The sequence below is a fragment of the Olleya sp. KKT75 genome, from assembly GCF_055635485.1.
Genome location: NZ_CM145759.1, coordinates 1,247,299 through 1,272,691 on the forward strand (window position 1 = coordinate 1,247,299; position 25,393 = coordinate 1,272,691).

Annotated in this window: 25 protein-coding genes; all 25 read right to left on the reverse strand. The window is 29.0% G+C overall.

Annotated features, from left to right (window positions below; all coding sequences use genetic code 11):
* Positions 1 to 2: 2 nt before the first annotated feature.
* Positions 3 to 1,028, reverse strand: a complete 1,026-nt coding sequence (locus ACZ2G2_RS05555; RefSeq protein WP_470394419.1) for a GNAT family N-acetyltransferase — start codon at positions 1,026 to 1,028, stop codon at positions 3 to 5.
* A complete protein-coding gene (locus tag ACZ2G2_RS05560) occupies positions 1,021 to 2,070 on the reverse strand; it encodes a hypothetical protein (protein WP_470394421.1) in 1,050 nt (349 codons plus the stop codon). Before ACZ2G2_RS05560 ends, ACZ2G2_RS05555 begins: the two co-directional genes overlap by 8 nt.
* Positions 2,055 to 2,618: a GNAT family N-acetyltransferase gene (locus ACZ2G2_RS05565; RefSeq protein WP_470394423.1), complete on the reverse strand. Its 564-nt coding sequence runs from the start codon at positions 2,616 to 2,618 to the stop codon at positions 2,055 to 2,057. The genes ACZ2G2_RS05560 and ACZ2G2_RS05565 overlap by 16 nt, the downstream gene beginning before the upstream one ends.
* Positions 2,615 to 3,262 carry a sugar transferase gene (locus tag ACZ2G2_RS05570; RefSeq protein WP_470394424.1) on the reverse strand — a complete coding sequence of 216 codons (648 nt, stop codon included), beginning with the start codon at positions 3,260 to 3,262 and terminating at the stop codon, positions 2,615 to 2,617. The genes ACZ2G2_RS05565 and ACZ2G2_RS05570 overlap by 4 nt, the downstream gene beginning before the upstream one ends.
* Complete coding sequence (locus ACZ2G2_RS05575; protein WP_470394425.1) at positions 3,255 to 4,466, reverse strand: glycosyltransferase family 4 protein; 1,212 nt, start codon at positions 4,464 to 4,466, stop codon at positions 3,255 to 3,257. Before ACZ2G2_RS05575 ends, ACZ2G2_RS05570 begins: the two co-directional genes overlap by 8 nt.
* A 27-nt stretch (positions 4,467 to 4,493) precedes the next feature.
* Positions 4,494 to 5,627, reverse strand: coding sequence for a non-hydrolyzing UDP-N-acetylglucosamine 2-epimerase (wecB, locus tag ACZ2G2_RS05580; RefSeq protein WP_470394427.1), 1,134 nt, complete (start codon positions 5,625 to 5,627; stop codon positions 4,494 to 4,496).
* A gap of 53 nt (positions 5,628 to 5,680) precedes the next feature.
* Positions 5,681 to 6,796 (reverse strand): polysaccharide biosynthesis C-terminal domain-containing protein, encoded by a 1,116-nt coding sequence (locus ACZ2G2_RS05585; protein ID WP_470394900.1) that lies wholly within the window; start codon positions 6,794 to 6,796, stop codon positions 5,681 to 5,683.
* Complete coding sequence (locus tag ACZ2G2_RS05590) at positions 6,793 to 7,230, reverse strand: WxcM-like domain-containing protein (RefSeq protein WP_470394429.1); 438 nt, start codon at positions 7,228 to 7,230, stop codon at positions 6,793 to 6,795. Before ACZ2G2_RS05590 ends, ACZ2G2_RS05585 begins: the two co-directional genes overlap by 4 nt.
* A gap of 4 nt (positions 7,231 to 7,234) precedes the next feature.
* Entirely contained in the window at positions 7,235 to 8,236 is a 1,002-nt protein-coding gene (locus tag ACZ2G2_RS05595; protein ID WP_470394901.1) for a polysaccharide biosynthesis protein, read from the reverse strand.
* Positions 8,220 to 9,422, reverse strand: coding sequence for a hypothetical protein (locus ACZ2G2_RS05600; RefSeq protein WP_470394430.1), 1,203 nt, complete (start codon positions 9,420 to 9,422; stop codon positions 8,220 to 8,222). The genes ACZ2G2_RS05595 and ACZ2G2_RS05600 overlap by 17 nt, the downstream gene beginning before the upstream one ends.
* A gap of 49 nt (positions 9,423 to 9,471) precedes the next feature.
* Positions 9,472 to 10,218, reverse strand: a complete 747-nt coding sequence (locus tag ACZ2G2_RS05605) for a hypothetical protein (RefSeq protein WP_470394432.1) — start codon at positions 10,216 to 10,218, stop codon at positions 9,472 to 9,474.
* A complete protein-coding gene (locus ACZ2G2_RS05610) occupies positions 10,208 to 11,548 on the reverse strand; it encodes an O-antigen ligase family protein (RefSeq protein WP_470394434.1) in 1,341 nt (446 codons plus the stop codon). The genes ACZ2G2_RS05605 and ACZ2G2_RS05610 overlap by 11 nt, the downstream gene beginning before the upstream one ends.
* Entirely contained in the window at positions 11,515 to 12,630 is a 1,116-nt protein-coding gene (locus ACZ2G2_RS05615; RefSeq protein WP_470394436.1) for a glycosyltransferase, read from the reverse strand. Before ACZ2G2_RS05615 ends, ACZ2G2_RS05610 begins: the two co-directional genes overlap by 34 nt.
* The gene (locus ACZ2G2_RS05620) at positions 12,630 to 13,850 is read right to left on the reverse strand and encodes an O-antigen ligase family protein (protein WP_470394438.1); all 1,221 of its coding nucleotides are present in this window, start codon (positions 13,848 to 13,850) and stop codon (positions 12,630 to 12,632) included. The genes ACZ2G2_RS05615 and ACZ2G2_RS05620 overlap by 1 nt, the downstream gene beginning before the upstream one ends.
* A gap of 2 nt (positions 13,851 to 13,852) precedes the next feature.
* A complete protein-coding gene (locus ACZ2G2_RS05625) occupies positions 13,853 to 14,470 on the reverse strand; it encodes a polysaccharide deacetylase family protein (RefSeq protein ID WP_470394440.1) in 618 nt (205 codons plus the stop codon).
* Between the two features lie 117 nt (positions 14,471 to 14,587).
* Positions 14,588 to 15,517, reverse strand: a complete 930-nt coding sequence (locus tag ACZ2G2_RS05630; protein ID WP_470394442.1) for a GNAT family N-acetyltransferase — start codon at positions 15,515 to 15,517, stop codon at positions 14,588 to 14,590.
* 5 nt (positions 15,518 to 15,522) lie between these two features.
* A complete protein-coding gene (locus ACZ2G2_RS05635; protein WP_470394444.1) occupies positions 15,523 to 16,869 on the reverse strand; it encodes a lipopolysaccharide biosynthesis protein in 1,347 nt (448 codons plus the stop codon).
* A 39-nt stretch (positions 16,870 to 16,908) separates the two neighbouring features.
* Positions 16,909 to 18,180 (reverse strand): nucleotide sugar dehydrogenase, encoded by a 1,272-nt coding sequence (locus ACZ2G2_RS05640; protein ID WP_470394445.1) that lies wholly within the window; start codon positions 18,178 to 18,180, stop codon positions 16,909 to 16,911.
* Between the two features lie 77 nt (positions 18,181 to 18,257).
* Positions 18,258 to 19,277, reverse strand: a complete 1,020-nt coding sequence (locus tag ACZ2G2_RS05645; RefSeq protein WP_470394447.1) for an SDR family oxidoreductase — start codon at positions 19,275 to 19,277, stop codon at positions 18,258 to 18,260.
* A 14-nt stretch (positions 19,278 to 19,291) separates the two neighbouring features.
* Positions 19,292 to 20,149: a dTDP-4-dehydrorhamnose reductase gene (gene rfbD / locus ACZ2G2_RS05650; RefSeq protein ID WP_470394449.1), complete on the reverse strand. Its 858-nt coding sequence runs from the start codon at positions 20,147 to 20,149 to the stop codon at positions 19,292 to 19,294.
* Positions 20,146 to 20,691: a dTDP-4-dehydrorhamnose 3,5-epimerase gene (gene rfbC / locus ACZ2G2_RS05655; protein ID WP_470394451.1), complete on the reverse strand. Its 546-nt coding sequence runs from the start codon at positions 20,689 to 20,691 to the stop codon at positions 20,146 to 20,148. Before rfbC ends, rfbD begins: the two co-directional genes overlap by 4 nt.
* Before the next feature lies 1 nt (position 20,692).
* Entirely contained in the window at positions 20,693 to 21,559 is an 867-nt protein-coding gene (rfbA, locus tag ACZ2G2_RS05660; protein WP_470394453.1) for a glucose-1-phosphate thymidylyltransferase RfbA, read from the reverse strand.
* 11 nt (positions 21,560 to 21,570) lie between these two features.
* Entirely contained in the window at positions 21,571 to 22,581 is a 1,011-nt protein-coding gene (rfbB, locus tag ACZ2G2_RS05665) for a dTDP-glucose 4,6-dehydratase (RefSeq protein WP_470394455.1), read from the reverse strand.
* 14 nt (positions 22,582 to 22,595) lie between these two features.
* On the reverse strand, positions 22,596 to 23,672 hold the full coding sequence (locus ACZ2G2_RS05670) for a hypothetical protein (RefSeq protein WP_470394457.1): 1,077 nt from the start codon (positions 23,670 to 23,672) through the stop codon (positions 22,596 to 22,598).
* A 12-nt stretch (positions 23,673 to 23,684) separates the two neighbouring features.
* The gene (locus tag ACZ2G2_RS05675; protein ID WP_470394458.1) at positions 23,685 to 25,370 is read right to left on the reverse strand and encodes a DUF6909 family protein; all 1,686 of its coding nucleotides are present in this window, start codon (positions 25,368 to 25,370) and stop codon (positions 23,685 to 23,687) included.
* Between the last annotated feature and the right edge of the window lie 23 nt (positions 25,371 to 25,393).

Consider the following 25,393-nt stretch of genomic DNA (forward strand, 5'->3'; position numbering starts at 1 on the left):
TTTTATGCTCGATACAATGGAAAAAAACCACTGTCAGTTTCTTTATTTTTTTGTTGAACTAAGTTGTTGTATTCATCTTGATTTGAAATATATTGCCAAACTTTATAATTAAAATTTAAATCAGAGAAGCCGGATTTAAATTTATAAAGCGAATCTTCATCACTTCCGCCAACACCACCACCTAAATGAAGATAATCAAGATCTAGTTTATTACCTAATAGTCTTGCTTCATCTAATATCAATTTCATTGGTGTATCTCTAGAAAACTCGGCTTTTGTACCTGCTAAATGATACTGCATTACTTTGTTTGTAACTGTAAAAATCGCCCCTGCTGTTATAATATTATCCTTTTTAGCTAAAAGTAGTTTAGCATCAAAAGAGTTGTTTTGTAAAAACGAATAAAAATACTCTCTTGAAAAGAAATAATTATCTGATGCATTTACCCTTTTCATAGTATCATTATAAATTTTAATAAACTCATCAATTTCGGCATCAGTTTTAGCTTCTGTTACTATGAAATTATTTTTTTTAAGTTTATTAATCTCATATTTATTAGACTTTCTATATTTCTGCCTTTGTAAATCAATAGGTAAATTTAAATCTATAGCAATAGTTTTATTTAAATTAATTGTTTTTCCAAATCCCTCTAACATTTTATAATTATCGAAAATAGGGTAAAGCCTAGAAAAACAAGAAACAATTTTAGAATCTTTAAAAAACCCTAATACATTACTATGAAACAGGTTTATAAGATCGTCAGTCACCTGATCAAATCGTATATTAGATATTGGCCCTGCATAACCATAAACTGATGTACAGTCCTTAAAATTCGATTCAGGAATATCTCTAATAATAATTGGTAAAGCAATAAAAGCATCATTTAAAGATTGCACTAATAATACAGGTACTCCCTCTGTTTCTAATAAATTATAGGCAAGAGTATGATAGAAATCATAATTAACGCTATTAGTAACTATATTAGACCATTCTTGGCTTTCGCTTAGTTTAATTATTCTAATACTATTCATTCCTGAAAAAAAAATTTAATTTATTTGTTATATACTTAATATCTTCTAAATTATATCTGTAATCTAAATGTAAAAAAAGCACTTTATCCTCAATTTCCAAATCTCTTTTGGTAATTTGACCAGGCCATAATATAGCAGGAAATATTTTATTTGTTATTAGATATGATCTTAGATAATCTCTATCTTTTTTTGACTTTAATTGCAATACTAATCCTGCTCCAAATGTATCTTTTTTGCTATTTAAAATTAAATCTTTCTCAATTAAAAGATTATCCAACGCTGCTTTAATATTTTCTTTTTTTGTTTCAAGTATTTTAGCAATATTCAAATCTTTTAAAAGTATTTTAGAGGTTTTAGGAATTTTTGCTCCCTTTAACTTGCCTTCTAGGTTTTCTTCACTTTCAATAAAAATTTCTCGATAAGTAACCTTATCTTCAGATAAACCTTCAAGGTATCTTTTTTTCAAATACATTGCTGTCAATTTTTTGATAGCTATACTATTTGCTAAAGCACTAAAAGCACCTTTGGGTAATTTAAAATCTGTCGAGCTAGATAAAAAACCTCCAGATGGTATTGGTAACTCTTTTCTTAATGACCCAAATATAAAGTCCGCTTTACAACTACTAATTGCTTGTAAATTATGTGTTAAATCATCAACGATAATTGCTTTTTTTATAGTTGAAAAACTATGTTTTTTAAGTCCAAAAAAATCTACATTAATAATTACAGACGTGAAATTATCTTCAATAATAAATCCTTTATCTGATGCGTCTAAAAAGGGGTTGAAGTCATAAGTTTTCACTTCTATAGGCAGCTCTTGTACAAACGCTACAACCTCTTGACAATAGTAGCTAGGAAAGTACACTATCTTCCAGTTTCTTTTTTTTATACCTTGTTTTAGTAATGCGTAAAGAGCTGATCTACCAGATAAAAATAAATTAGTATTATCTGAGAAAAAATTTTGATTACATGTTTGCCATTTTACTTCTGTACAAAGGTGAAAATCTGAACCAAATTCTTTATTTATTATTGACCCTCCCAATATTTGTTTTCTTTAATTAAATTAAAATAGTCTTCTTTTGTAATTCCTGTAACCACCTGATCCCACCATTGGTTCTTTCTAAAATAGTGATTTCTTTTAATGCCTTCAATCTGCCATCCACACTTTTTTGTATAAACACCTATTGAGGGCTCATTATATGAAATCACTGTGCTATTCATTCTCATTAAACCCAATTCTTCAAATGCATACCTACTAACTGCCATTATTGTATCTACTCCATAGCCTTTACCCCTCATGCTTTTATCACCTAATAGCATACCATGAAAAGCATTTCTATCTTTCCAATTAATGTCTACTATATTAGCCATACCTATTAAACCCAAATCTTCTGTATCTATTGCAAATCTTTGATTAGGACTGTTTAATGATAATGAATTAAACCATTTTTCTTGATCCTGTTTACTAGAAGGAAAATGCCATCCTCCAAGCATATAATTAATTTCAGGACTATTAGACCATTCTTGCAAAAATTCTAAATCTTCTCGTTCTATTGCCCTAAGAGTTACTTTTTTTCCTTTAATATTCATGTTTTATCACTTTTAAAATGGTTTGAACTTAAGTTTTTACTAATCCCTAAATCATCTACTTCATCCACTGTTTGGCCATTAACAACAGTGTTTTTTTTGAACAAGACACTATTAACGGTCATAAATAATATTTTACAATCTAACTTAAAACTTAAGTTATCTACGTAATAAACATCGTTTATAAAACGCTCGCTAAATTTCATTAAATTTCTACCTTTAACTTGAGATAAACCTGTAATCCCAGGTTTTACATCGTGCCTTCTCTTCTGTTCTTTAGTATACATAGGCAAATACTCTGGCAACAAAGGTCTTGGTCCGATTAGACTCATGTCCCCCTTTATGACATTAATTAACTGTGGCATTTCGTCTAGAGATGTTTTTCTAACAAACTTACCTATTTGTGTTAATCTAAGATTGTCTGGCAGCAAAACACCTGATTGGTCTTTTTTATCTGTCATCGTTTTAAACTTTATTAGCTTAAAAATACTCTCATTTTGACCAGGTCTTCTTTGAAAAAAAAAGGGTTTACCTTCATTATTTATAGCCAATAATATTAGTACTATTATAAAAAACGGAAAAAGCACAACCAATCCTACAATGGAAAATATTAAATCAAAAATTCTTTTAAAAAAGAGTTTATACATCTTCTAATTTTTTATTTATTAATTTAAAAGATTTGGACACATGATACTCTTTTTTTAATAATTGCCATCCATTTTCTTTCATATTATTAAACTGTTGTTCATTATTAATTATTTTATCAACTGCTATCAACATGGCTTTAACATCTCCTGACTCAACCCAATAACCACAATTATTATTTTCTATTACTTTACCAATATCCGTATTGACATCTGTAGCTGCTAACACCGGCAATTTCATCTCTAAATAAGAGAGCAGTCTAGAGGGAAAATTTGGTATAGTAAAGTTTTTATGCAAAAAAATTAATCCAATATCACAAACACTAACAAGATCATCATAATCTTTTTTATCTAAATAAGGTAACAATTTTGCGTTTTGAGGTGTATTTGATTGAAACCAATTTAAAACTTTCGAGTACTCTGTCCCAGAGCCAACAATTAAGAAAAAAACATTTTTATTTTTAACTACTTCCATTGTTTTTAATAAAAAATCTATTCCCTGAGGCTGACCGAGGTTACCACCATAGATGAAAACTTTTTTATTCTCTGGTATACTATGTTTTTTTCTAATAGATTTTTTAAATTCTTCTGTTTTTTCTTCTACTTCTATTGGAAAAATACTATTAGGATTTACCTCAACTTTAGAGGCCTTAATTGTAGGGTTATGCTTTAAAACGTATTGTTTATTAGCTTCAGACATGCAACCAATAGTGTTTGAGAGTTGATACAGTCTTTGTTCTTTTTTAAGAAACATTTTATGTAAAAACCCATCCTTTTTTATCAATTTTAAATCTACTGCATTTTGAGGGAAAATATCTTTTAGAAGCAGATAAGCATAAGCATTATCTCTTTTTTTTATATAACTAATAACCTTTGAAAACGTTATTGGAGGTGTAGAATATAAAATAAGATCAAACTTTACATCTGAAAAATGTTTTTTTATCGCTTTTAAATATTGATACTCTATTGCTAGAGTACCAATCCCTTTTTCTATAATATTGGTTTTCTGGATATTAAATGTTTTCACATTTAATATCTGAACTTTATCTTTTTTAATTAATGAGGTCTTTTTTTTATGTTTCCTTTCTACAGGACTAACAATATAGATATCATATTTATTGTTTATAAACTCTCTTAACAAGTCTGTATAAATACCTCTCTCATCAATACTATTTATTTTAGCCATTGTTAAAAAAAGTACATTCATATATTAAAAATTTAAATTTTAGTATTACTATTTACTCCAAACCACACGGTTTATATAGTCTGTATATGATAATATTATTCTCACTATTTTTTCTGAAACGTTTGGCATAGAATAGTCATAAACTTCTCTGAAATTTCGATTTGGGTTTCTTTCTTGTTGCTTTAAAGCACATAAACCTTGTAAGATACGTTCTGGGTTTAAGCCAACCATCATTACTGATGCTTCTTCCATTGCTTCTGGGCGTTCATGCGCTTCTCTGATATTTAATGCCGGAAAATTAAGAATCGACGACTCTTCAGATATTGTTCCACTATCTGATAGCACAGCAAAAGAATGCATTTGTAGTGCGTTATAATCACTAAACCCTAATGGTTTTAAAAATTGAATATTTTTATGAGTCTTAACGTTTTTAGCAGTTAGCATATTTCGTGTTCGTGGATGTGTAGAAACAATAATGGGATAATCATATTTTTCTGCAATTTGATTTAAAGACTCTATTAATCCATTAAAATTTTTAGGATTACTGATGTTTTCTTCTCTATGGGAAGATACCACAAAGAACTTTTGCTTTTCTAACCCTAACCTTTCAAGGACGCTTGAAGCCTCAATTTTTGGCTTAAACTTGTTAAGCACTTCATACATTGGACTACCTGTTTTTATAACTCTATCTGGAGATAGCCCCTCTCTTAACAAGTATTCTCTAGCTATTGAGCTATAGGTTAGATTTATATCCGAAACGTGGTCTACTATCTTCCTATTAGTCTCCTCGGGTACACGTTGATCAAAACATCTATTACCTGCCTCCATATGAAAGACAGGAATTTGTCTCTTTTTGGCAGGAATTGCGCACAAACAAGAGTTAGTATCTCCTAAAACTAAAAATGCATCAGGGTTTTGCTCTTCTAAAATAGGGTCTATTGCAATTAAAATATTTCCAACTGTTTCGGTTGCATTTTTACCTGCTGCATTAAGGAAAAAGTCAGGTTTTCTAAGCCCTAAATCTTCAAAAAATATTTCGTTTAATTCATAGTCGTAATTCTGACCTGTATGTACTAAAACATGGTCTATAGCATCGTTATTATCTAATGCAATAAGTGTGCATGATAATCTTATAATCTCTGGTCGTGTACCAACTACGGTTAATACCTTTAATTTTTTCATTAATCAAAATTTTAATTATGGCAAAAATAGTTTTTTTTTATGGTCTAGTTATTTTAAACCTCAACAAAATAAGTGTCTGGGTCTTCTTGATTATAGGGCTCATTAATCCAAAACAGTGTAATTAACTCTGTATCGCCTATATTGGTTATATTGTGTGTGTACCAGATAGGCATGTCAACATAGGCCGGCTCTCCACCTTCTAACGTATAGCTAAACACCTGATCCGTATTAATTTTACGTAATTGAATACGTGCTTTACCACTTATAACTGCAAATCGTTCCACCTTTCTAGTATGATAATGATTACCTCTTGTAATACCTGGAACTGTTGTAGAGTATGATGATTGTCCAGATGTATTTGCTCTCATAATTTCAACAAATGCACCTCTATTATCTGTATGCTTCACAAATTTTCTTGGGAAATAGCTTTTAGGAATAAAACTAGTAAATGTATTAAAAAGGGCTAGTTCAAAAGGGTTTCTTAAATCTGCTACAACACCATTATCCATATAAGTTGATTTGTAGTTATTTAATAATTTTAAAATTTCCGAAACTTTTTTGGTTGAAGTATGTGGAACAACCTTCGTATTTACCTGCTTATTGTTTGTTATAATCTCCTGATAAAAGGCTTCTGCTAACTCATTAATATAAATTAGATTTACTTCTCCATCATTATGTACTGTTGGTATTTCTCCTCTAACAATTTGGTGGCAAAAAGTTGCTATAAAAGAATTATAATATGGTCTTCCAAAAGGCCCAAAAACATTTGGAATAACTAAAGTGCTTATTTTAGCTCCAGCTTTTTCTGCCCAATTTTCAAAAGCCATTCTTCCATCACGTTTCGATTTACCATAAAGATTATCTCTTTCTTCTTGTGTGGATGATGAAAAAATAATTTTCGGCGTTGCATTTAATGATTCACACGCGGTTATCAGCTGTTCTACTAACTTAATGTTTGTGTTATAAATAACTTGTTCATCATCATGCCTATTCATTGCAGCAATGTGGCATATTACATCACATTGACTTACAAAATTTTCAATCTTTTCTTTACTTTCAAAAAAAGAACGTTCAAAATTTATAAGCTCGATCTTTTCTTTTGTTCCAAAATAATTAAACAAATGGCTTCCCATAAAGCCTGCTTGACCTGTTATCCCAACTTTTATCATTTTTTCCAATTTACCCATTTTGTGCTTTCAAATCTATAATTGTCATCTTGTACTTCGTTTAAAGCATAGTCCGACATAATCATTAATTTAGAGTTTTTTTCAAGTGCCGAAAACCCATTAGCGTAACCATTAGGTATGGAAAGTACTTGAGGTGTGTTTTCTTCTAAATTAAATTCGAATATTTTACAATTGTCTGATGGGTTATCCCAATCATCAATTTTCACTAATTTTATACTAAAACTTCCTTTTACACAATAAAACCATCTGCTCTCTATTTTATGTCCTTGCCAAGCCCTAATAGTTTCCGTCTTTGGATGTATGATAAAATACACTCTTTTTATTGAGGACAAATTAAAGTCGTTGACAAATTGTAACGTCCCTCTTGCATCTGAAAAAACATCGCCATCTATTAGTTCTGGAGTTTTTAAAATCATTACACTAAATATTATCTTTTATAACATCTAGTTTCAAAAGCAGTTTTTTCATCCCTTCAACGTCTAATTGATCTGTATTGTGCGAGTGGTAGTCTTCAACCAGATCCATATCTATTTCTCCTTCAGAAAAATAATTGGAATAATTAAGATCTCTATTGTCTGCCGGTACCCTGTAATATTCACCTAAATCTTCTGCTTTAACCCTTTCTTCTCTAGTCAAAAGGGATTCGTAAAGTTTTTCTCCATGACGAGTACCTATTACTTTAATTTTGCTATCTGATTTGTATAAATCAATTAATGCTTTTGCCAATATATCAATTGTTGCAGCTGGCGCTTTTTGTACAAACATATCTCCTGGTTCTGCATTATTAAATGCAAATAAAACCAAATCTACAGCATCTTCTAAAGTCATCATAAAACGAGTCATTTTTGGATCTGTAAGGGTTAGATCTTCTCCTTTTGCCATTAACTCAATAAAAAGAGGAATAACAGAGCCTCTTGATGCCATTACGTTACCATAGCGCGTACCTGATATTATTGTGTTTCCAGCATTTCTAGATTTAGCAATAAGCACTTTTTCCATCATTGCTTTTGAAATCCCCATAGCGTTTATTGGGTAAACTGCTTTATCAGTACTTAATACCACAACACTTTTTACATTATATTTTATTGCTGCCTCTAGAACATTTTCCGTACCCAATACATTCGTTTTAACAGCCTCTATCGGAAAAAACTCGCAGGATGGAACTTGTTTTAATGCTGCTGCATGATAGATGTAATCCACACCTCGTACTGCGGTTTCTACAGATCTATAATCTCTAACATCTCCGATATAAAATTTAACTTTAGGATTGGATAGTCTACGCCTTAATTCGTCTTGCTTTTTTTCATCTCTTGAAAAAATTCTAATTTCTTTAATGTCTGAGTTAACAAAACGATTAAGCACAGCGTTACCAAAGGAACCCGTACCACCTGTTATCAATAGTGTCTTATCTTTGAATGTCATCATTTAATGAGTTGTTTTCTAATTTGTCTATATATAAAAATGTAATATAAAATAATATCGAGCAAAATACACTATATAATAAGGCACCCGATAATGCGCTTATTACAATTATTACTGTAAAAAGAATAGTTTTAAGTTTAGATTGATTTTTCCTGAAAAAAATATTTTTAAGAAAAAATAAATATACTACACTTCCTACTAAGCCAAAGAATAAAAATAATTTTATAAATTCAAATTCTACATTTATTAATTTATCATTTATACCACCAAAAAGAAATGTTACTAATGATGCTTTTTCTTTATAAACTTCTATTGCTCTAACTAAAAATAAGTCTCTAGTTGAAAGAATAACAGTTATAAAACCGTATTCATTATATATCCTTTCTCCAAATGAGAATAATCCTATTATAAATAGTTTTATTTTATGGCTAAACAAATAAACTAATAACCCGATAAACAAAAATATAGATTGAAAAATAGTACGATATTTTTTATTTATTATAAAGCAAAAATGGATTATCACTAATAGTCCATTAAAAAACCAAATAGTTTTTGTACCTACTAAAAATGAAACAATAAATTGAATTAATAAAATACTCCAAGTTTGTTTTTTAACAAATTCTACGTATAAAATAAGAATTAAAAACACATAAAAAAAACTTGCTGTTCCAGACGAAGTTAAAATACCATTTATACCAAATCTATCTGAACCAGGATAAGATTTAAAAAAATTTATTTGAGTTACTAGGCCTATTAAAAGAAAAGGAATATTTATCAAACCTATTTTCTTTATCCAATTTATATTGCTTTCTGTTATTTTAATTTGATTTATATCTGATACTTTAAATACTATAACAAAAAGGATTAAAAAAATATAAGTATTAAATCTAAAAACATTGTGTATAAAATGAGACTGTTTTATATCATCGTATATTATATATTCACTTATTTGACCTATAATAAAGACGCAAGTCAAAAGTATTAAATACTTAAATTTTTCTGTTTTCCATGCTCTAAGGTATATTAAGTTAAATATCAAAATAAGTTGAAAAAAAAACTTAAAAATTGTTCCGTATGAATAAAAAAAAATTGTTTCAATTTTAAAATATTTTGTCACTAAATCTCCAATAAACATAATTAATAATAAGTTACAAAAAAAAAACTTATTTAAATTTGATATCTTCATTGTCTTACATACGATTATAAACTTGAATAAATAGATGTCATTAAATAATCTATATTACATCTTTTAATTTAGGTTCTGTACCATCTATTTTATATAATGTTGGTTGAGAAATATATAAACGTTCTTCTAAGCTATTCTTACAATTATTTAGCAGAGTTCGAAAAGCAGCTTTATCAGTGGTCTTCTCCCACTTAAAATCTCTGCCTTCAGCAACTTTTTCTCCTAAATAGTAAACACCCGATATTGGTTGCTTCTCAACATCATCTTCGTAATCGTAAGGATATATATATCCAATTAACAAATACCATTCCTCCAATTTTTCTGGCACAAATCCAGCGTTTACAAAATTAGCGTTTTTAACTATTTCTCCTGTTGTTTCAGTAACTCCTGTTACAGCATAATAAGTTCTACCAACTTTTCCGTTAGTTTTTTTAACCCAAGATGTAAATCTATATGCATATTGGTTATCTATTGGTAAGTAATCTGTACCGAAGCCTCCATCCCATGTCGTGGAATTATCTGGAATACATTCCCACAATATATCTTGTTTAAAATCAAAATTAACACCTTTAACACGTCGACTTTCCTCTTCTTTACCAAATGACTTAAATCCAGGAACAGAGCCAATACCTTCAACCCAAGTTTCCTTCCAATTTAATAAATTAGCCTGAATTTTTGCCTGCTCTTTTATTATTACTTTTTTATCAGTCTTATTCGGTTGACTCTCTTTTTTGTTTCCGCAAGAGGCTAATAACATGAAAACAAATATTATGTAAAATGACAATTTATAATTCATCCTTTAAAAATTTATTGGTGTAATGTGAAGCACTATTTTTCAAAGATACAGTTTTCTTTTTATACCATAAAAATGCTAATAATGAATTAAAAAAAGAATACAATACAGTTCCTCTTTGAGTTTCGAAAAAAGACTCAATCATAAAAAATAAAAAAATCAGTAGTAAAAACAGCATGTATTCTTCATTACCATCTTTTAATGAAACGATAAATGGAGCTAAAAGCACATAAATCAATAACAATCCTCCTAAAATTCCAATGGTACTGCTTAATTGAAAAAATTGGTTATGAAAATTTAAATCTTTGAAAGCGCCTCTATTTACTGTTTCAAGGTAGTGTCTATATTTTTTATCAAGATAATCTTGAGTATCACCAGTTCCGATTCCAAAAAAAAGATTTATTATAGGTTGCGAAAAGAAAATATCTGCAGCAATTAGTCTTTGATTTTTTAGATGAAAAGGAACCTCTTTATTTCTTATGTTTTTGAATGATTTAAGGCTTAAAAACTCTTCTTCATACCTTTTTTTAATGGAGTTTTGAGTGAAAAAAATATAAAAAAAACTTAAAATAGAAATAGTTAAAAGTCCTAGTTTTAATTGTTTATTTATTCTAAATTTATAATAATAAAAGTAAATAATTAAAACTAAATAAAGAAAAACACCAAGCTTACTTGAAAGAAGGAATAAATAAAACGATAATAAAATAAAAAGCACAATAAACACTACTGTTTTAATTCGATTATTATCTAGTAGGTATTGTAAAAAAACTAACGAAATTAAAAAACTAAAAGAAAGATAAGTTGGATGATTATCCACTTTTATAGTTAAATCTGAATGGGTATAATATTTAACACCCGTTTGTATAAATCTTTCCGACACTAATCCAATATCAAAATAAACACAAAAAATTGTATAAAATCCAATAAGAAGATTAGAAGCTATAAATATATATGAAAAAACAGTTTTTTGTTTTTGATTTAAAAAATAAGATGTTGACCCTAAGATTATTGGAAAAATAATTAAAGGCAACTTTATCTCTAATACTCTAAAGCCTCTTTCCAAATTTTTAGTATGAACCAATCCTATAAAATAACAAAAAAAAATAAGTGCAAAGAGTAATGCAGTTTTGTTATGTAAAAACTTGTAATACTTCTTTTTTAAACTTTCCCCATTCAGTAACCAAGAAATGCTTAAGATTATAATTGAAATACTATTCATATTATGCTTAGGAAAATTTATTGATATAGCTACAAAACATAAAGCCACAAAAAAGAATGGATTGCTATACTTTTTTATAATTAAGTTCGCGTCTTTAAATATTCCTTTTCCCATTTATTTACATTATTTTCAATATTAAAATTTGACAACACAAAATTATAAGTTTTTTGTCTTATCTCCCTATATTCTTGATCGTTATACAATAATATCTTGTCTACTATTTGGCAGATTTGTTCAGGGTTATTCTCAATCCAAAAGCCGATTTCTTCCTGTTCAAGAATTTGCCAAGGTGTTCCTTTTGAGGTAACAACAGGTGTTCCTTGAGCCATAGCTTCTGTTACAACTGCTCCAAAGTTCTCTGACTCAGAGACTAAAAAAGAAAAGTAACTCTCAGCATATAATAATTCTTTCTCTTTACCTTCTATTCTTCTTTTTAAAAAATCAACTTTATGAGATAGTTTTAAATTTATAATTAAAGAAGTAATTTGATCCATATACCCTACATCTCCAATACCTGCTATTTTAAAAATAAAATCACTTTTTAAAAAAGCTTCAGAAACCGATAATGCTTTAAGCAATTTATCAATAGATTTTATAGGGTGAACTCTACCAACAAACAATAATTGTTTTTTCACCTCTATTTCTTCAATTTTTTGAGGTAACATCATATAATTTGGTAACTTAAAAACATTTGTTTTTCTACCAAAACAATTTAAAACATTACTGACTTCAGATTCGGAAGTTGCATGAAATATGATGTTCTTTGAAATTTTCTTAATTATGTATAAAAATATTTTTTTAACACGAAAATGACCGTAACCTAAAGCATAACCTTCAAGTTCTCCTCTTACAGACCATATGATTTTTTTATTCAATATTAATCCAAATAAAGCAATTGGCAGAGAGCTAAGATCAAAAAGACTATTTAAATGAATAATATCAGTTTTAAAAATTTTTTTAAATGAATTTAAATAAATCAATATTGGGATTTTATGATTTGTCACATAAATAACATTGATTCCGTTTAAATCAGTCCATCTATTTTCTGATATCAATTCTTTATTTACATCCAAACTTGTTGTAACAACATGAACCTTATTGTTTTTAGCAAGTTCCTTTGCCAACCAATAAACAGTATTTGCTGGACCACCCGTTTGAGCAGGATAAAACGCTCTTATTGGAAATAATATATTCATTATTCTTGTTTTGTAAAATATTTAAAATCAAACAAATACCCTAAAACAGTCCAAAGGACTAAACTTAATAACGTACCAACCGCTAAAAGGTATCCTTCAAAAAAAAGGTGAACTCCAAAAAAACATAAATACATAATTACCATTAATTGAACTTTTGAACTTTTGTATTTAAAATTTTTCTTTAAAATCCGATATAAGCCATATAGAAGATAAAAAAAACTTATTATTCCTAATCCTCCTAAAGTAGATACTAACGCTAAATAGCCGGAACCAAATTCCACTACCCCCCCATCTCTAACAAATGCCTTATATTTTATTACCTCAAAATCCACTGCTGCAAATCCACTTCCAAACACAGGATTAGCTATAAATTCGTTAAGCCTATCTTCCCAAAGACCTTCTCTTGTATTATCAGCGCCTTTTCTACTCAATCCTTCTAAAATATTTCTGTTTTGAGCAGAAGTAGTGTATGATACTTTTCTAATTTTACTTTCTTGAAAATAATTGTAAGTAAAATAGACAGGTGATAGCAAAAGAAAAACACTTATTAAAATCAAAAACTTTTTCTTTGAATGAAAATAAAGCATAACAGTGATCCCCACTACTGACCCTAATAGAGCAGCCCTAGACGCTCCTAAAAGACAAGTGATACCAATTACAACCAGTAAAAGCATATATAGGTACTGTTTACTCTTTTTAGTCTCTTCTAAGAAAAGAATAAAAACATACATTAATGCAATATTTGCGATTGGACTTACTAACATTGCATGTGCCATAACCCCAGTAAAAAACCCCCTACCCACTACTTTGAAGTTAACAGCCCAGTACAAAAAAGATAATACAGAAGCAATTACACACATTTTAGGAAACAAAAAAAAGATTTTTTCTTTAATTTTATGAGAAACCCTATTTCTTATTAATGGTCCAACAGCTAATAATAACAAAACCCATGCAAATAATCTTAAGTGGGACTTAAACTCTGAAGGGATGTCATTAAAAAAAATACTTAAGACACTTGCAAAAATTAGAGGTATTAAATAATTGTACATCTTCTTAGAAGAAAATAAAATAAATACACTAACAAAAAATATTAAAAAATAGTAAAAGACATCTCCATGGATTTTAAATAAAATAGGAAAGATGCTTGAGTTATAAAAGCTAACTAATAATAATAACATTCCTAAAAAGGAACCCGTATTTATGACTGTTTTAATTTTCAATGTTATCTTCTATAGTGTTGCTTTGTTATTCTGTCTTTAAATATGTCCTGACCTCCATTTAAAATAAATCCAAATTCTTTTTTTGATGCAAACTGAACCAAATATCTATTTATTATTTCAAACTGTTTGTTATTCTTCAAAAATTTACCAGGAATAGAACTATACAGATCAATATAACCAAGCTTTTTCGCTATTTGTAATGTTTTACTTGAAAATATTCCTCTTGGAAAACATAAAGAATCAATCTTTCTGTTTAACATCTTCTCTATAACCTCTTTACTTTTAGCTAATTCTTGTGTAATACTTACATCGTCTAAATCGCCTAAGTTTGAATGTGTCTTTGTGTGACTTCCAAAACTAAAATTAGAAAAACTATCCAGCTCTAAAATCTCTTTTTTTGTAAGGTATCCTTCTTTACCTATAAAATCAGTAATTAAAAATATTTCTACAAAAACATTATTGGATATCAAAAAATCTTTATTGTCAAATATACCTTTAAAACCATCATCAAAACAAATTTTGATTTGTTGTTTTTCTTGATTAATTTGGTCTACTATTTTATAGTTTTTTAATCTAATTTGTGTCAGGTGCATTTCAAACTCTTCAATCGAAGTTGACATTTTAGTATAACTTTTGGATCCATGAAGATCATGATAATAAATAACTTTACTTTTATTATTTCTATATAAAATATTACCAAGAAATAAGATAAACAATTTAATACTTTGTCTCATAATTTAAAAAGTGTCAAAATCCGCATAAGTAAAACACATTTCCTTTAAAGGAAGTTGTGTGTCTAATAAATCCACATATCCTATTGCTAAACCTTCTTTTAAGTCGTATTGCTGACTTAATTTAATTGCAAACAAACTATTTGGACTCAAATGAAAGCTTATTCTTAATATACCCATTAAAAAAGCTAAAAACTTCAATCTTGAAATAACTGCTTTAGTTTTTAATTTTTGATTATATTCTAAATCTGCAATAATCATTGTTTCTCCTTTAATTTGATACCAAATATTCAAGCCCAGAAACATAAGTTTAAAGTTGTTTTCCTTGTCTTTATAATCATAAAAATAGGAGTCTCTTTTAATTTTTGGATTACTCAGTTCTTCATTCATGAAAGGGTAATCATTTTTACTTTTTGAGTTTGAAAATAAAGTATTTACAAATTTTAAATAAAAATTTTGAGACAATCTTTGAATTGAGCTAAATGGTAATGTGAAAATAAAAAAATCTAATTTTTTGATATTGCTATCATGTCTCCAATTTAATTTTTTAACAAATCCGTGATAAGATGCCTCTACAGGAAAACCAAAAACAAATTCAATTCCTTTATTTTTAGCCAAATCATAGGTCATAGTAGCAAGTGTTACAAATAGCCCTTTTCTTCTGTGATTAGGATGAGTCATTGTGTCTCCTGACTGCGCTGCTAGAACAGTTTTATCGTCATATTCAAAAACAGTCGGAAAAACTCCATAATACCCCGCAGGTTGATCATTAGTTTTTGAATAGGCTAGGTACCCTACAGTGTATAAACCTGATTTTGTGGTATCATATTTTTTATTTAAGGCTTCTAAAGTAGCCTCTCTTCCATAAACAGCTTTAATTAAAAACTGAATGTCTGCTATAGTATTTGGTGATACTTCTTTATAATAATACTCCATTTTTTTTAATTAAATGATTTTATTTTATTAAAACTAATTATTAATGACGGGACTAACACAATACAAAAGAATGATAGTATATTTAATAATAATAATCCTTTTAACTCATAATGGATTACTCCATAAATTTTCAAAGGAACACTTACAATCAAATATACAAAGAACATATAGATTTGTTTTTTAATAATATTATTTGCTCCTAAAAAAGATGATAATACATTATTTATAGAAAACAAAAAATACGATATTGCCATTAGTAAGAACATTTCAAAAGAAAAATTATAATCATCTTTTAACCAGATTTTTAAAATATTATTTCCGTAAATTATTAAAAAACACACTCCTAAACTAGAAAAAATCATTACACTTAATAAGGATTTTTTTAATACTTTTTTTATCCATTGATAGTCTTTAGCGTGAATAGCGTCGCCAAAAGCCGGCCACAACCCAGAAGAGAGCATCATAATAAACACTAAAATCAAATCAAATGGTTTTTTTACTATTTCATAATCAGTTACTAATTCAAGAGAACTAAATCTACCAATTATAAAATTATCAAACGATCTACCTAAATTAAAAAGTAATGACATTAAAAAAAACAAAACACCTGTTTTTAATATAACGTTGAAAATCTTTAAATCTATAGAAGAAATAAAATATTTTCTCGTGATGCAATCTCTTATTGTTGGTCTGTATTTTGAGTAAAAAAAGATATTTAAAATGTTTATTATTATAAATGGAGCATAAAAAGCAATTACAAAATACTCTAATGAGAAAGCTTTTTTAACACCAATATATACCAATATTATTATAGATAATTTTTGTACTATTTCCCAAATATGATAGACATGATTATCTAACCAAGCATACTGTATTTTATGAATTATTGAAAATGGAACATTGATGAAAAATAAGACTATTACTAAATAAACTGAGTTTTTCATTTGATAAGAAAGCGATTGACTTGATATGTCAAAAAAGGTTTCCCAATTGAACAAATAATTAAATAAAAGACTAAAAAGAGCAAGTATAAAAGAACTTATTACTAAAAAGATAACGGTTGTTACTATAAGTTTTTTTTCTGTTTCTTTAGTCTTTTTATGTTTTGCTTCAGATAATAAATTCATTAAACTATGACCCATGCCTAAATCAGCAAACCCCGAAAAATTCACTACAATTATTAACATACTCCATAATGCAAATCCTTCGGCAGAAAAATGTCGCAATAGCAAAGGTGTTATTATAATTGTCGATAAAAGCCCTAAAACCCTAGCAATAAAAGATGTAGTAAAAGAATATAAGACTGCTTTATTTCTGTTTTGAGTTAATAGAATTTTTAGTTTTTTAATCATGTTTAAAACATTAAATCTTAGTTATAGCAGATTTCACATCTATAATCTTTTATCTACGATATCTTGATTTAGTGATCCTTTTACATCGTACACAATAGCATTTTCAGATTTATACTTACTTAAGTTTAATTCTAAAAATTCGTTATGTGCAACAACATGAACTATACCATCATAGGTACCATTTAATTTATCAACTTTTGAAATACCATATTCTTTATTTATTTCATCATTATTCGCCCAAGGATCATATATGTCAACATCCATATTAAAACTTACTAATGTATTGTAAACGTCTATTGCTTTTGTGTTTCTAATGTCAGGGCAGTTTTCTTTGAACGTTATACCTAACATTAATACTTTGGCGTTTTTTATTGCAATACCTCTTTTTACCATAAGCTTTAAAACTTCATTTGCGACATATGCCCCCATACCATCGTTTAAACGTCTACCAGCCAATATAATATCAGGGTGATAACCAACTTCTTGAGCCTTTTGAGCTAAATAGTACGGGTCTACTCCTATGCAGTGTCCTCCAACCAAACCTGGTTTAAAAGGTAGAAAATTCCACTTTGTTCCTGCTGCCTCTAATACGGCATGTGTATCAATGTTCAACTTATTAAAAATCATTGCTAACTCATTAACAAATGCAATATTAATATCTCTTTGTGCATTTTCAATTACTTTAGCAGCTTCAGCAACTTTAATCGTTGGAGCTAAATGTGTTCCAGCAGTGATAATAGAAGCATATAAGTCATTAACTTTCAAACCTATTTCTGGAGTTGATCCAGAAGTTACTTTTAAAATGTTTGCAACCGTGTGATTTTTATCTCCGGGATTAATACGTTCTGGGGAATAACCACAATAAAAATCTACATTAAATTTTAAACCACTTTCTTTCTCTAATACTGGAACACACTCGTCTTCTGTAACACCTGGATATACTGTTGATTCATAAATAACAATGTCTCCCTTATTTAATAATTTACCTATAGTTTCGGAAGATTTTAATAATGGTGTTAAAATTGGCCTATTATTTTTATCCACTGGCGTAGGAACAGTAACAATGTAAACATTACAATTTGATATACTATTGGGATCAGAACTCAATTCTAAACCAATTTCAGTTTTTTTATTTAAAACAGCTTTAAGATTATCATCACTAACTTCTAAAGTACTATCGTAGCCTAAATTTAACGCATTCACTCTCGCTTTATTAATATCCAAGCCAGTCACTTTATATTTTTTTGCAAATTCAACTGCTAATGGCAAACCTACATACCCTAATCCTATAATTGCAATTTTATAATTCATAATACAATTGTTACTTTAAATTTAATTTAAATACAATATTAATTGATTAATGTTTAATAACAATGAAATTTGCTTTTTTACAACACATTTTCCTTCTGTTTTATGTAAAACCATGATACTGTCTCTGACACCCCTTTAGTAAAAGAAAATTTTGGCTTATAATTCAATAATTGAATAGCTTTAGATATATCTGCTAAAGAATGTTTTACATCCCCTTGTCTTTCTGACCCGTGAACAGTTTTGCTTTTAGATAAAACATTAAAAATCTCTAAACAATCTTTTATTGACATTATTAATTTATTAAGATTTATTCTTTCTCCACAAGCAACATTATAAACTTGATTTATTGCTGTATCATTATTAATTAATACAGATTTTATATTAGCCTGAACCACGTTTTCTATAAAAGTAAAATCTCTAGAATGTTCTCCATCTCCATTTATAGTAATGGTTTCATCATTTAACATCTTACCTATAAATTTAGGAATTACAGCTGCATATGCACCATTAGGATCCTGTTTTGGGCCAAAAACATTAAAATATCTAAGACCAATAGTTTCTAATCCATAGGTTTTATAAAATACATCCGCATACAATTCGTTAACATATTTAGTAACTGCATAAGGCGATAATGGTTTACCTATAATATCTTCAGATTTTGGCAAAATTGGACTATCTCCATAAGTACTAGATGATGCAGCATAAACGACTCTCTTTACAGAATTAGAATCTTTTGCTGCCACTAAAACATTTAAAAAACCGTTTACATTTGCATTATTGGTAGCTATTGGATTATCAATGGACCTTGGAACAGATCCTAAAGCTGCCTGATGCAATACATAATCTACACCTTGCATAGCCTCTTGACAATCTTGTAAATTAGTAATATCTCCTTTTATAAAAATGAAATTAGAATATGCTTCAAATGGTTTTAGATTACTAAGTTTTCCTGTTGACAAATTATCCAAAACCATAACTTTTTTTGCGCCATATGTAAGTAAATACTCAACAAGGTTAGAGCCAATAAAACCCGCTCCACCTGTTATTAAAAAAGCAAATTTCGAAAGATCTTCTTCATGATATTTTTCTGAATACATTATATAAAAAATTATTAAGGATGAATTGTTTTAATATGATTACTCAAACTATCCTTCCAATTCGGAATATTAAGGTTAAAAACAGAATTAATTTTGGTTTTATCCAACACACTATATTTGGGTCGCTCTGATTTTGTAATAAAAGCTTCAGAAGTTACTGGATTAATTTTAATTATTGTTTTAGATATTTCAAAAATAGCTTTTGCAAAACCATACCAAGTCGTTTCTCCTAAGTTACTAAAATGATACAGTCCAAATGCTCTTTTTTTACTAATTATAATATTTATAATTGCATCTGCCAAATCATTAGCATTTGTAGGCGTACCTTTTTGATCATTCACAATATTTAACTCTTCTTTCTCTTGAGCCAATTTAAGCATCGTTTTGACAAAATTATTTTTGAACTCTGAGTACAACCAAGATGTCCTAATAATATAATAGCTGTCAAATACAGTCCGTATTTCTAGCTCTCCTTCTAATTTTGTATGACCATAAACACCTAATGGGTCTGTTAAGTCTGTCTCCTTGTATGGCTTATTAGCATTACCATTAAAAACAAAATCTGTTGAAATATGAATTAATGTTACCCCATGTTTTTTTGATGATTCAGCTAAATTTTTAGGGCCAATTACATTTATTTTATGAGCCTTTTCATGATACATCTCAGCATTATCTACTGCTGTGTAAGCAGCGCAATTTATACAATAATTAAAATTATGATTACTAAAAATAGCTTCTGTTTGGAGAAAGTTAGTAATATCCAAAGCTTTACTATCTAAAAAAACAAAATCTAAAGAGTTTAGCTCTTTAGATTTATTTTTTAAACATGATCCCAATTGACCCCCGGAACCTGTTACAAGAATTTTAATCATTTAAACAGTTGTTTTATAGTTGGCAAAACTTTGTCTTTTTCTGAAATTATAAATTGTTCAGAGTCCAGACCCCAATTAATATTTAAGTCACTATCATTATAAATAATACCATTTTCTGAAGCTTTATTGTAAATGTTATCACACTTATAATTAAACACAGCAGTATCGCTTAAAACAATATATCCATGGGCGAATCCTCTAGGAACAAATAATTGTTTTTTGTTTTCTTCAGATAATTCAATTGTTACATGTTGTAAAAAACTTTCTGAATTAGGTCTCAGATCTACTGCAACGTCCATAACTACGCCTTGAGTAACCCTAACTAATTTAGCTTGAGCAAATTCTCCTTCTTGAAAATGTAACCCTCTTAAAGCTCCTTTTTTGGAAAACGCCTGATTATCTTGAATAAAGTCTACTTTTTGACCTACTAAAACATCAAATTTACTTTTGGTGTAACTTTCAAAAAAATATCCTCTAGAATCTCCGAAAACGGTTGGCTCTAGAATGTAACAATCCTTTAGTTTTGTTTCTATAGATCTCATTCTACTCTTGATTTACTAGACTTATTAAATGCTCTCCATAACCACTTTTTAATAATGGTTTTGCTAACTCAATCAATTGCTGTTTAGATATAAAACCACTACTATAAGCGGCTTCTTCTATTGCACCAATTTTTAATCCTTGACGTTCTTCTATTACCTGAACAAACTGTGATGCTTGCATCAAAGAATTAAAGGTACCCGTATCTAACCATGCGGTTCCTTTGTCTAATATTGAAACTTGAAGATTACCTTGATTCAAATATGCTCTATTGACGTCCGTAATTTCTAATTCACCTCTTTTACTTGGTTTTATATTTTTAGCTATTTCTAATACAGTATTATCATAAAAATAAATGCCTGGTACTGCGTAGTTTGATTTTGGTTTTTCCGGTTTCTCTTCAATTGATAAAGCCTTTCCACTGTCGTCAAAATTTACAACACCATAACGTTCTGGATCTGTGACATGATAAGCATAAACAATTCCTCCAGTAGGATCTATATTGGATTTTAGTAAATCTGTTAAGCCTGTTCCGTAAAATATATTATCTCCTAAAATAAGTGCCACCTTATCTTTACCAATAAAATCAGCACCAATAATAAAGGCTTCAGCCAATCCGTTAGGTTTATCTTGAATTTCATATTGAAAAATACAACCTAAATGACTACCGTCACCAAGTAATTGTCTAAATAAAGGTAAATGATCTGGAGTAGAAATAATTAATATTTCTCGTATACCTGCACCTATCAAAGTAGACAAAGGGTAATAAATCATTGGTTTGTCATAGATAGGCATCAATTGTTTACTTAACACTTTAGTTAATGGGTGTAACCTTGTACCAGACCCTCCTGCAAGTATAATTCCTTTCATGCCTAATTACTTTATTTATTATACTTTTCTAAATACCAGTCTATGGTTTTTCTAATTCCTGATTCAAAATTTTCTTCTGCACGCCATCCTAAATTTTTTTCAATTTTTGAAGCATCTATAGCATATCTAAAATCATGTCCTGGTCGGTCTTTAACAAATGTTATTTGCTCTTTATAAGATTTTTCAGAAGGCATTAACTCGTCTAGTACCGAACAAATGGTATCTACGATAGTTAAATTATTACGTTCATTTTTACCACCAATATTATAAGTTTCTCCTGATTTACCAGTCTTATATACTAAATCAATCCCCTTGCAGTGGTCTAGAACATATAACCAATCCCTAATATTAGTTCCATCACCATAAATCGGAATATTTTCTCCATTAATAGCCTTTCTAATAATTGTTGGAATTAATTTTTCGTCGTGTTGTTTTGGCCCATAATTATTTGAACAATTAGTAGTTACTACGTTCATTCCATAAGTATGATAGTAACTTCTGACTACAAAGTCTGATGCTGCTTTTGAAGCACTATATGGACTATTAGGCGCGTAATGTGTGTCTTCCGTAAACAACCCTGTTTCACCTAATGTTCCATAAACTTCATCTGTTGAAATATGATGAAATCTATTGTTTTCTTTTCCTTTTTTATAATTAAAAGGTGAAGACATCCAATGCTTTTTGGCAACATCAATAAGATTAAAAGTACCCGTAATATTAGTGTTTATAAATGCCCCTGGATTTGTAATAGAATTATCAACATGCGATTCTGCAGCAAAATGAATAACACCTTCAAATTCATACTTTTCAAAAAGTTTCTCAATTAGATCTCTATTACAAATATCTCCTTTGACAAAAGTGTAATTAGAATTGTTTTCAACCTCCTTTAAGTTAGTTAAATCTCCAGCATAAGTTAAACTATCTAAATTGACTAGATTAGTGCTAGGATTTGTCTTTAAAAAAAAAGAAATAAAATTAGACCCTATAAATCCTGCTCCTCCGGTAACAAGTATTGTATTCATATTTAATTGTGACTCTACTTATTTTGAGATTCTAAAAAACGCTTTAGATTTAATAACATAATTGTTAGAAAAATCAATATAAACGCAGCTATAGGAAATGTGTATTTTTTGTAATCAGTCCAAACAGAAATATCATACCCTGTAGTTGGAAAATCTGATACAACATCTATTATGTTTTTATTTAAATCAAGTTCGTTTTTTAATTCTGTTCTTTTCTGAGACAAACTAAATAATAAAGCAGTAATACCCGACTCATCAACCAGTAATTCATTTGGTTGTGAATTACCCATATAAAAATTAGTTCCATTACTTCTATCGTTAGAATTAGACTTCTCTGACTCTTTGATTCTAATAGCTAAATAGTTGTTTTTTAATGAGTCTAACTTTTGTATTTGAACTGATATATCTTTTATTTGTGATTTAATATTTAATAAGTTTATTTGCTTTAAAGAGTCCAAATATGGGTTCTTCTTTAAAAATGAAATAAAGTTATTTTTCAAACTTTTATAAACATTTTTATCAGTAGATAAAACACCTATTTTATGGGATTTAAAACTATAACTATTAAGACCATCAAGATAATCTTGAAATGTGGACTCTAATTTAGAGACTGAATCTAACTCTTGCTTATATGAGACGTACATGGCCATTTGTGTGTTCTGATCAATATCCGGTTCTATATAGAAATTTCTGATTTTGCTAGCTTCTTCTTCACTTATTTTTAATTGCCTGGCTATTTCCTTATTATCACGATCAATTGCGGCTAACTGATTTAGGTTTCGCATGTTTTCATAAACCTGACGTGTAGAATTAAAATTAGTGTTTATAAACATATTAGCCCCATACTGTTTCTCCGTGTTTTTATCCAACGCATAACCAATAGCAAAACTAACTACAAGTCCTATAACATACCATTTGGCAGACTTAATAAAGTGCAATAAAAGCGCAATTATAAGTTTATAAATAGTTTTAGCAATCCTTTCAAAAAAAGAATACACTTTACCAAAAGCATTCCCTATTAGGTTAAAAAAGACTAATAAATCAACTTCTTCGGATTTATTGTCGTTATTTTTAGGTAATTCTTGACTCATGATTTAAATTAATTATTGGTTAAATATTTGTTGTAAAATTTTTCTTGTAATAAGGTATGTTGGTTTTACACCAGAAGTACCTAAACCTCCAGAAGCTAGCGTTCCTCCTGTTTCTAATGGGTTATCACTTGCGTAATAAGCATATCTAACTTTTACGTCAGGATTTATACTACCTCTAACTTTAGACGCTGCCTGTATTGCTTTTTGATAATGCGCCCCTTCCATTTCTAATCCTATCACATTCCAGGTAGAATTATAAAAGAATTTTAAAATATCTTTATTTTGTAAAGAGGTTCCTAGCACCGTAATCATGGCACCTTCAAAAACAGAAACGCCTTGACCTTCTAAATCAACCTTACTTAATTCGTTTTTAAAAGGGTAATTATCTGCAGTACCTTCAAAAATATGTGCTGAAGGTATCATAATATCACCTTTACCTCCTTCTAAGATACCTGCTTTACCCATAATAGAGACAGATTCTATATTTAGATGTGTCTTGCTGCCATCTTCACTAAAAGGCTTTAAAAACTCGTCTATAGTCTCATATGCTTGCTCTCCAAAAGCGTAATCCATAACAAAAAGCACTGGTGCTTCTTTGTCTTTTTCTTGTTTTGGTAAATTTAAATCTGTTTTAGATAAATCTATTTTAGCTGTATCAAAAATCTGAACATCAATATTAGTCCCAGAAGTATCTTTTATAAAGATCATCCCTTGTTGCTCTGCTTTTTGAGTTACTTTTTTTCTTAATGCTTTATTATCGCTTTGACTTAATGCTTCATAAACCTTAAAAATTTCGGTTTTAGATGTTTCTGCTTTTAATGCTATTGGTGCATAAAGCGTATTCATTACACTATGTAAGTTGGCACTAATTATATGTATTGGTCTTTCTAAAAGGCCTTCTTTTTTTAAAGTCTCTTTTATTGTATTCGCCCACATTTCACCATGAATATGGTGCCCTAATCGCTCTCTTAAAACCGGGCTAAAAGTTACGGTACGCTTACTATTTTCAACAACTTCTTCAATCGCTAATTTACCTAACCAATACACTATATGTAATAAACGTTCTGGCTTGCTTGGTAATGCAAATACGTCATATACTGTAGAGAGTTCTTTAAACGTACGACCTAAAATATTTGCTGTATGCGTAATAGCTATTTCACGTTCTTTTTGTGTTAGCTTTTTCTTATTTAAAACTGCTGCTTCTAATTTTTGCCAATCTCTAGTTGTAGCACCGTTTTCATCAATAATAACACGTTTACTAATCTTGTGAGATTCTACAAATAAAAATGTTAAGTGTGTTAGAATATCATAAATTTCAGAACGTCCTCTAGTGATTTCAATATTCATTTGCTCGTTATCAATACGATAACAATTTCTTCTACGCTTAGGCGGAATTATAGCTTCAAAATGAGAATCTTTATAACCTTCATCACTTGTAAGGTTAATAAAACGACACTCTTCAATACCGTGAGGCAGTCTATCTATAACATAAAGTAAGCCTTCTAATTCTGCTTTTTCATCTGCTACAGATCCATAAATTTCTGGCCTCAACACTAATAGTGCTTCACGAAGTGTCTCTCCTGATACACCCATAGGCTTATAAAAACCTCTATTAAACAAGTGACGCATAGTAATATACATACGCTCTATTGCATTTGAGCTTTCTTGCGCTCTCGTTCTTTCATGTTGTTTAATCATACTACTTATATAATGTATTTAAC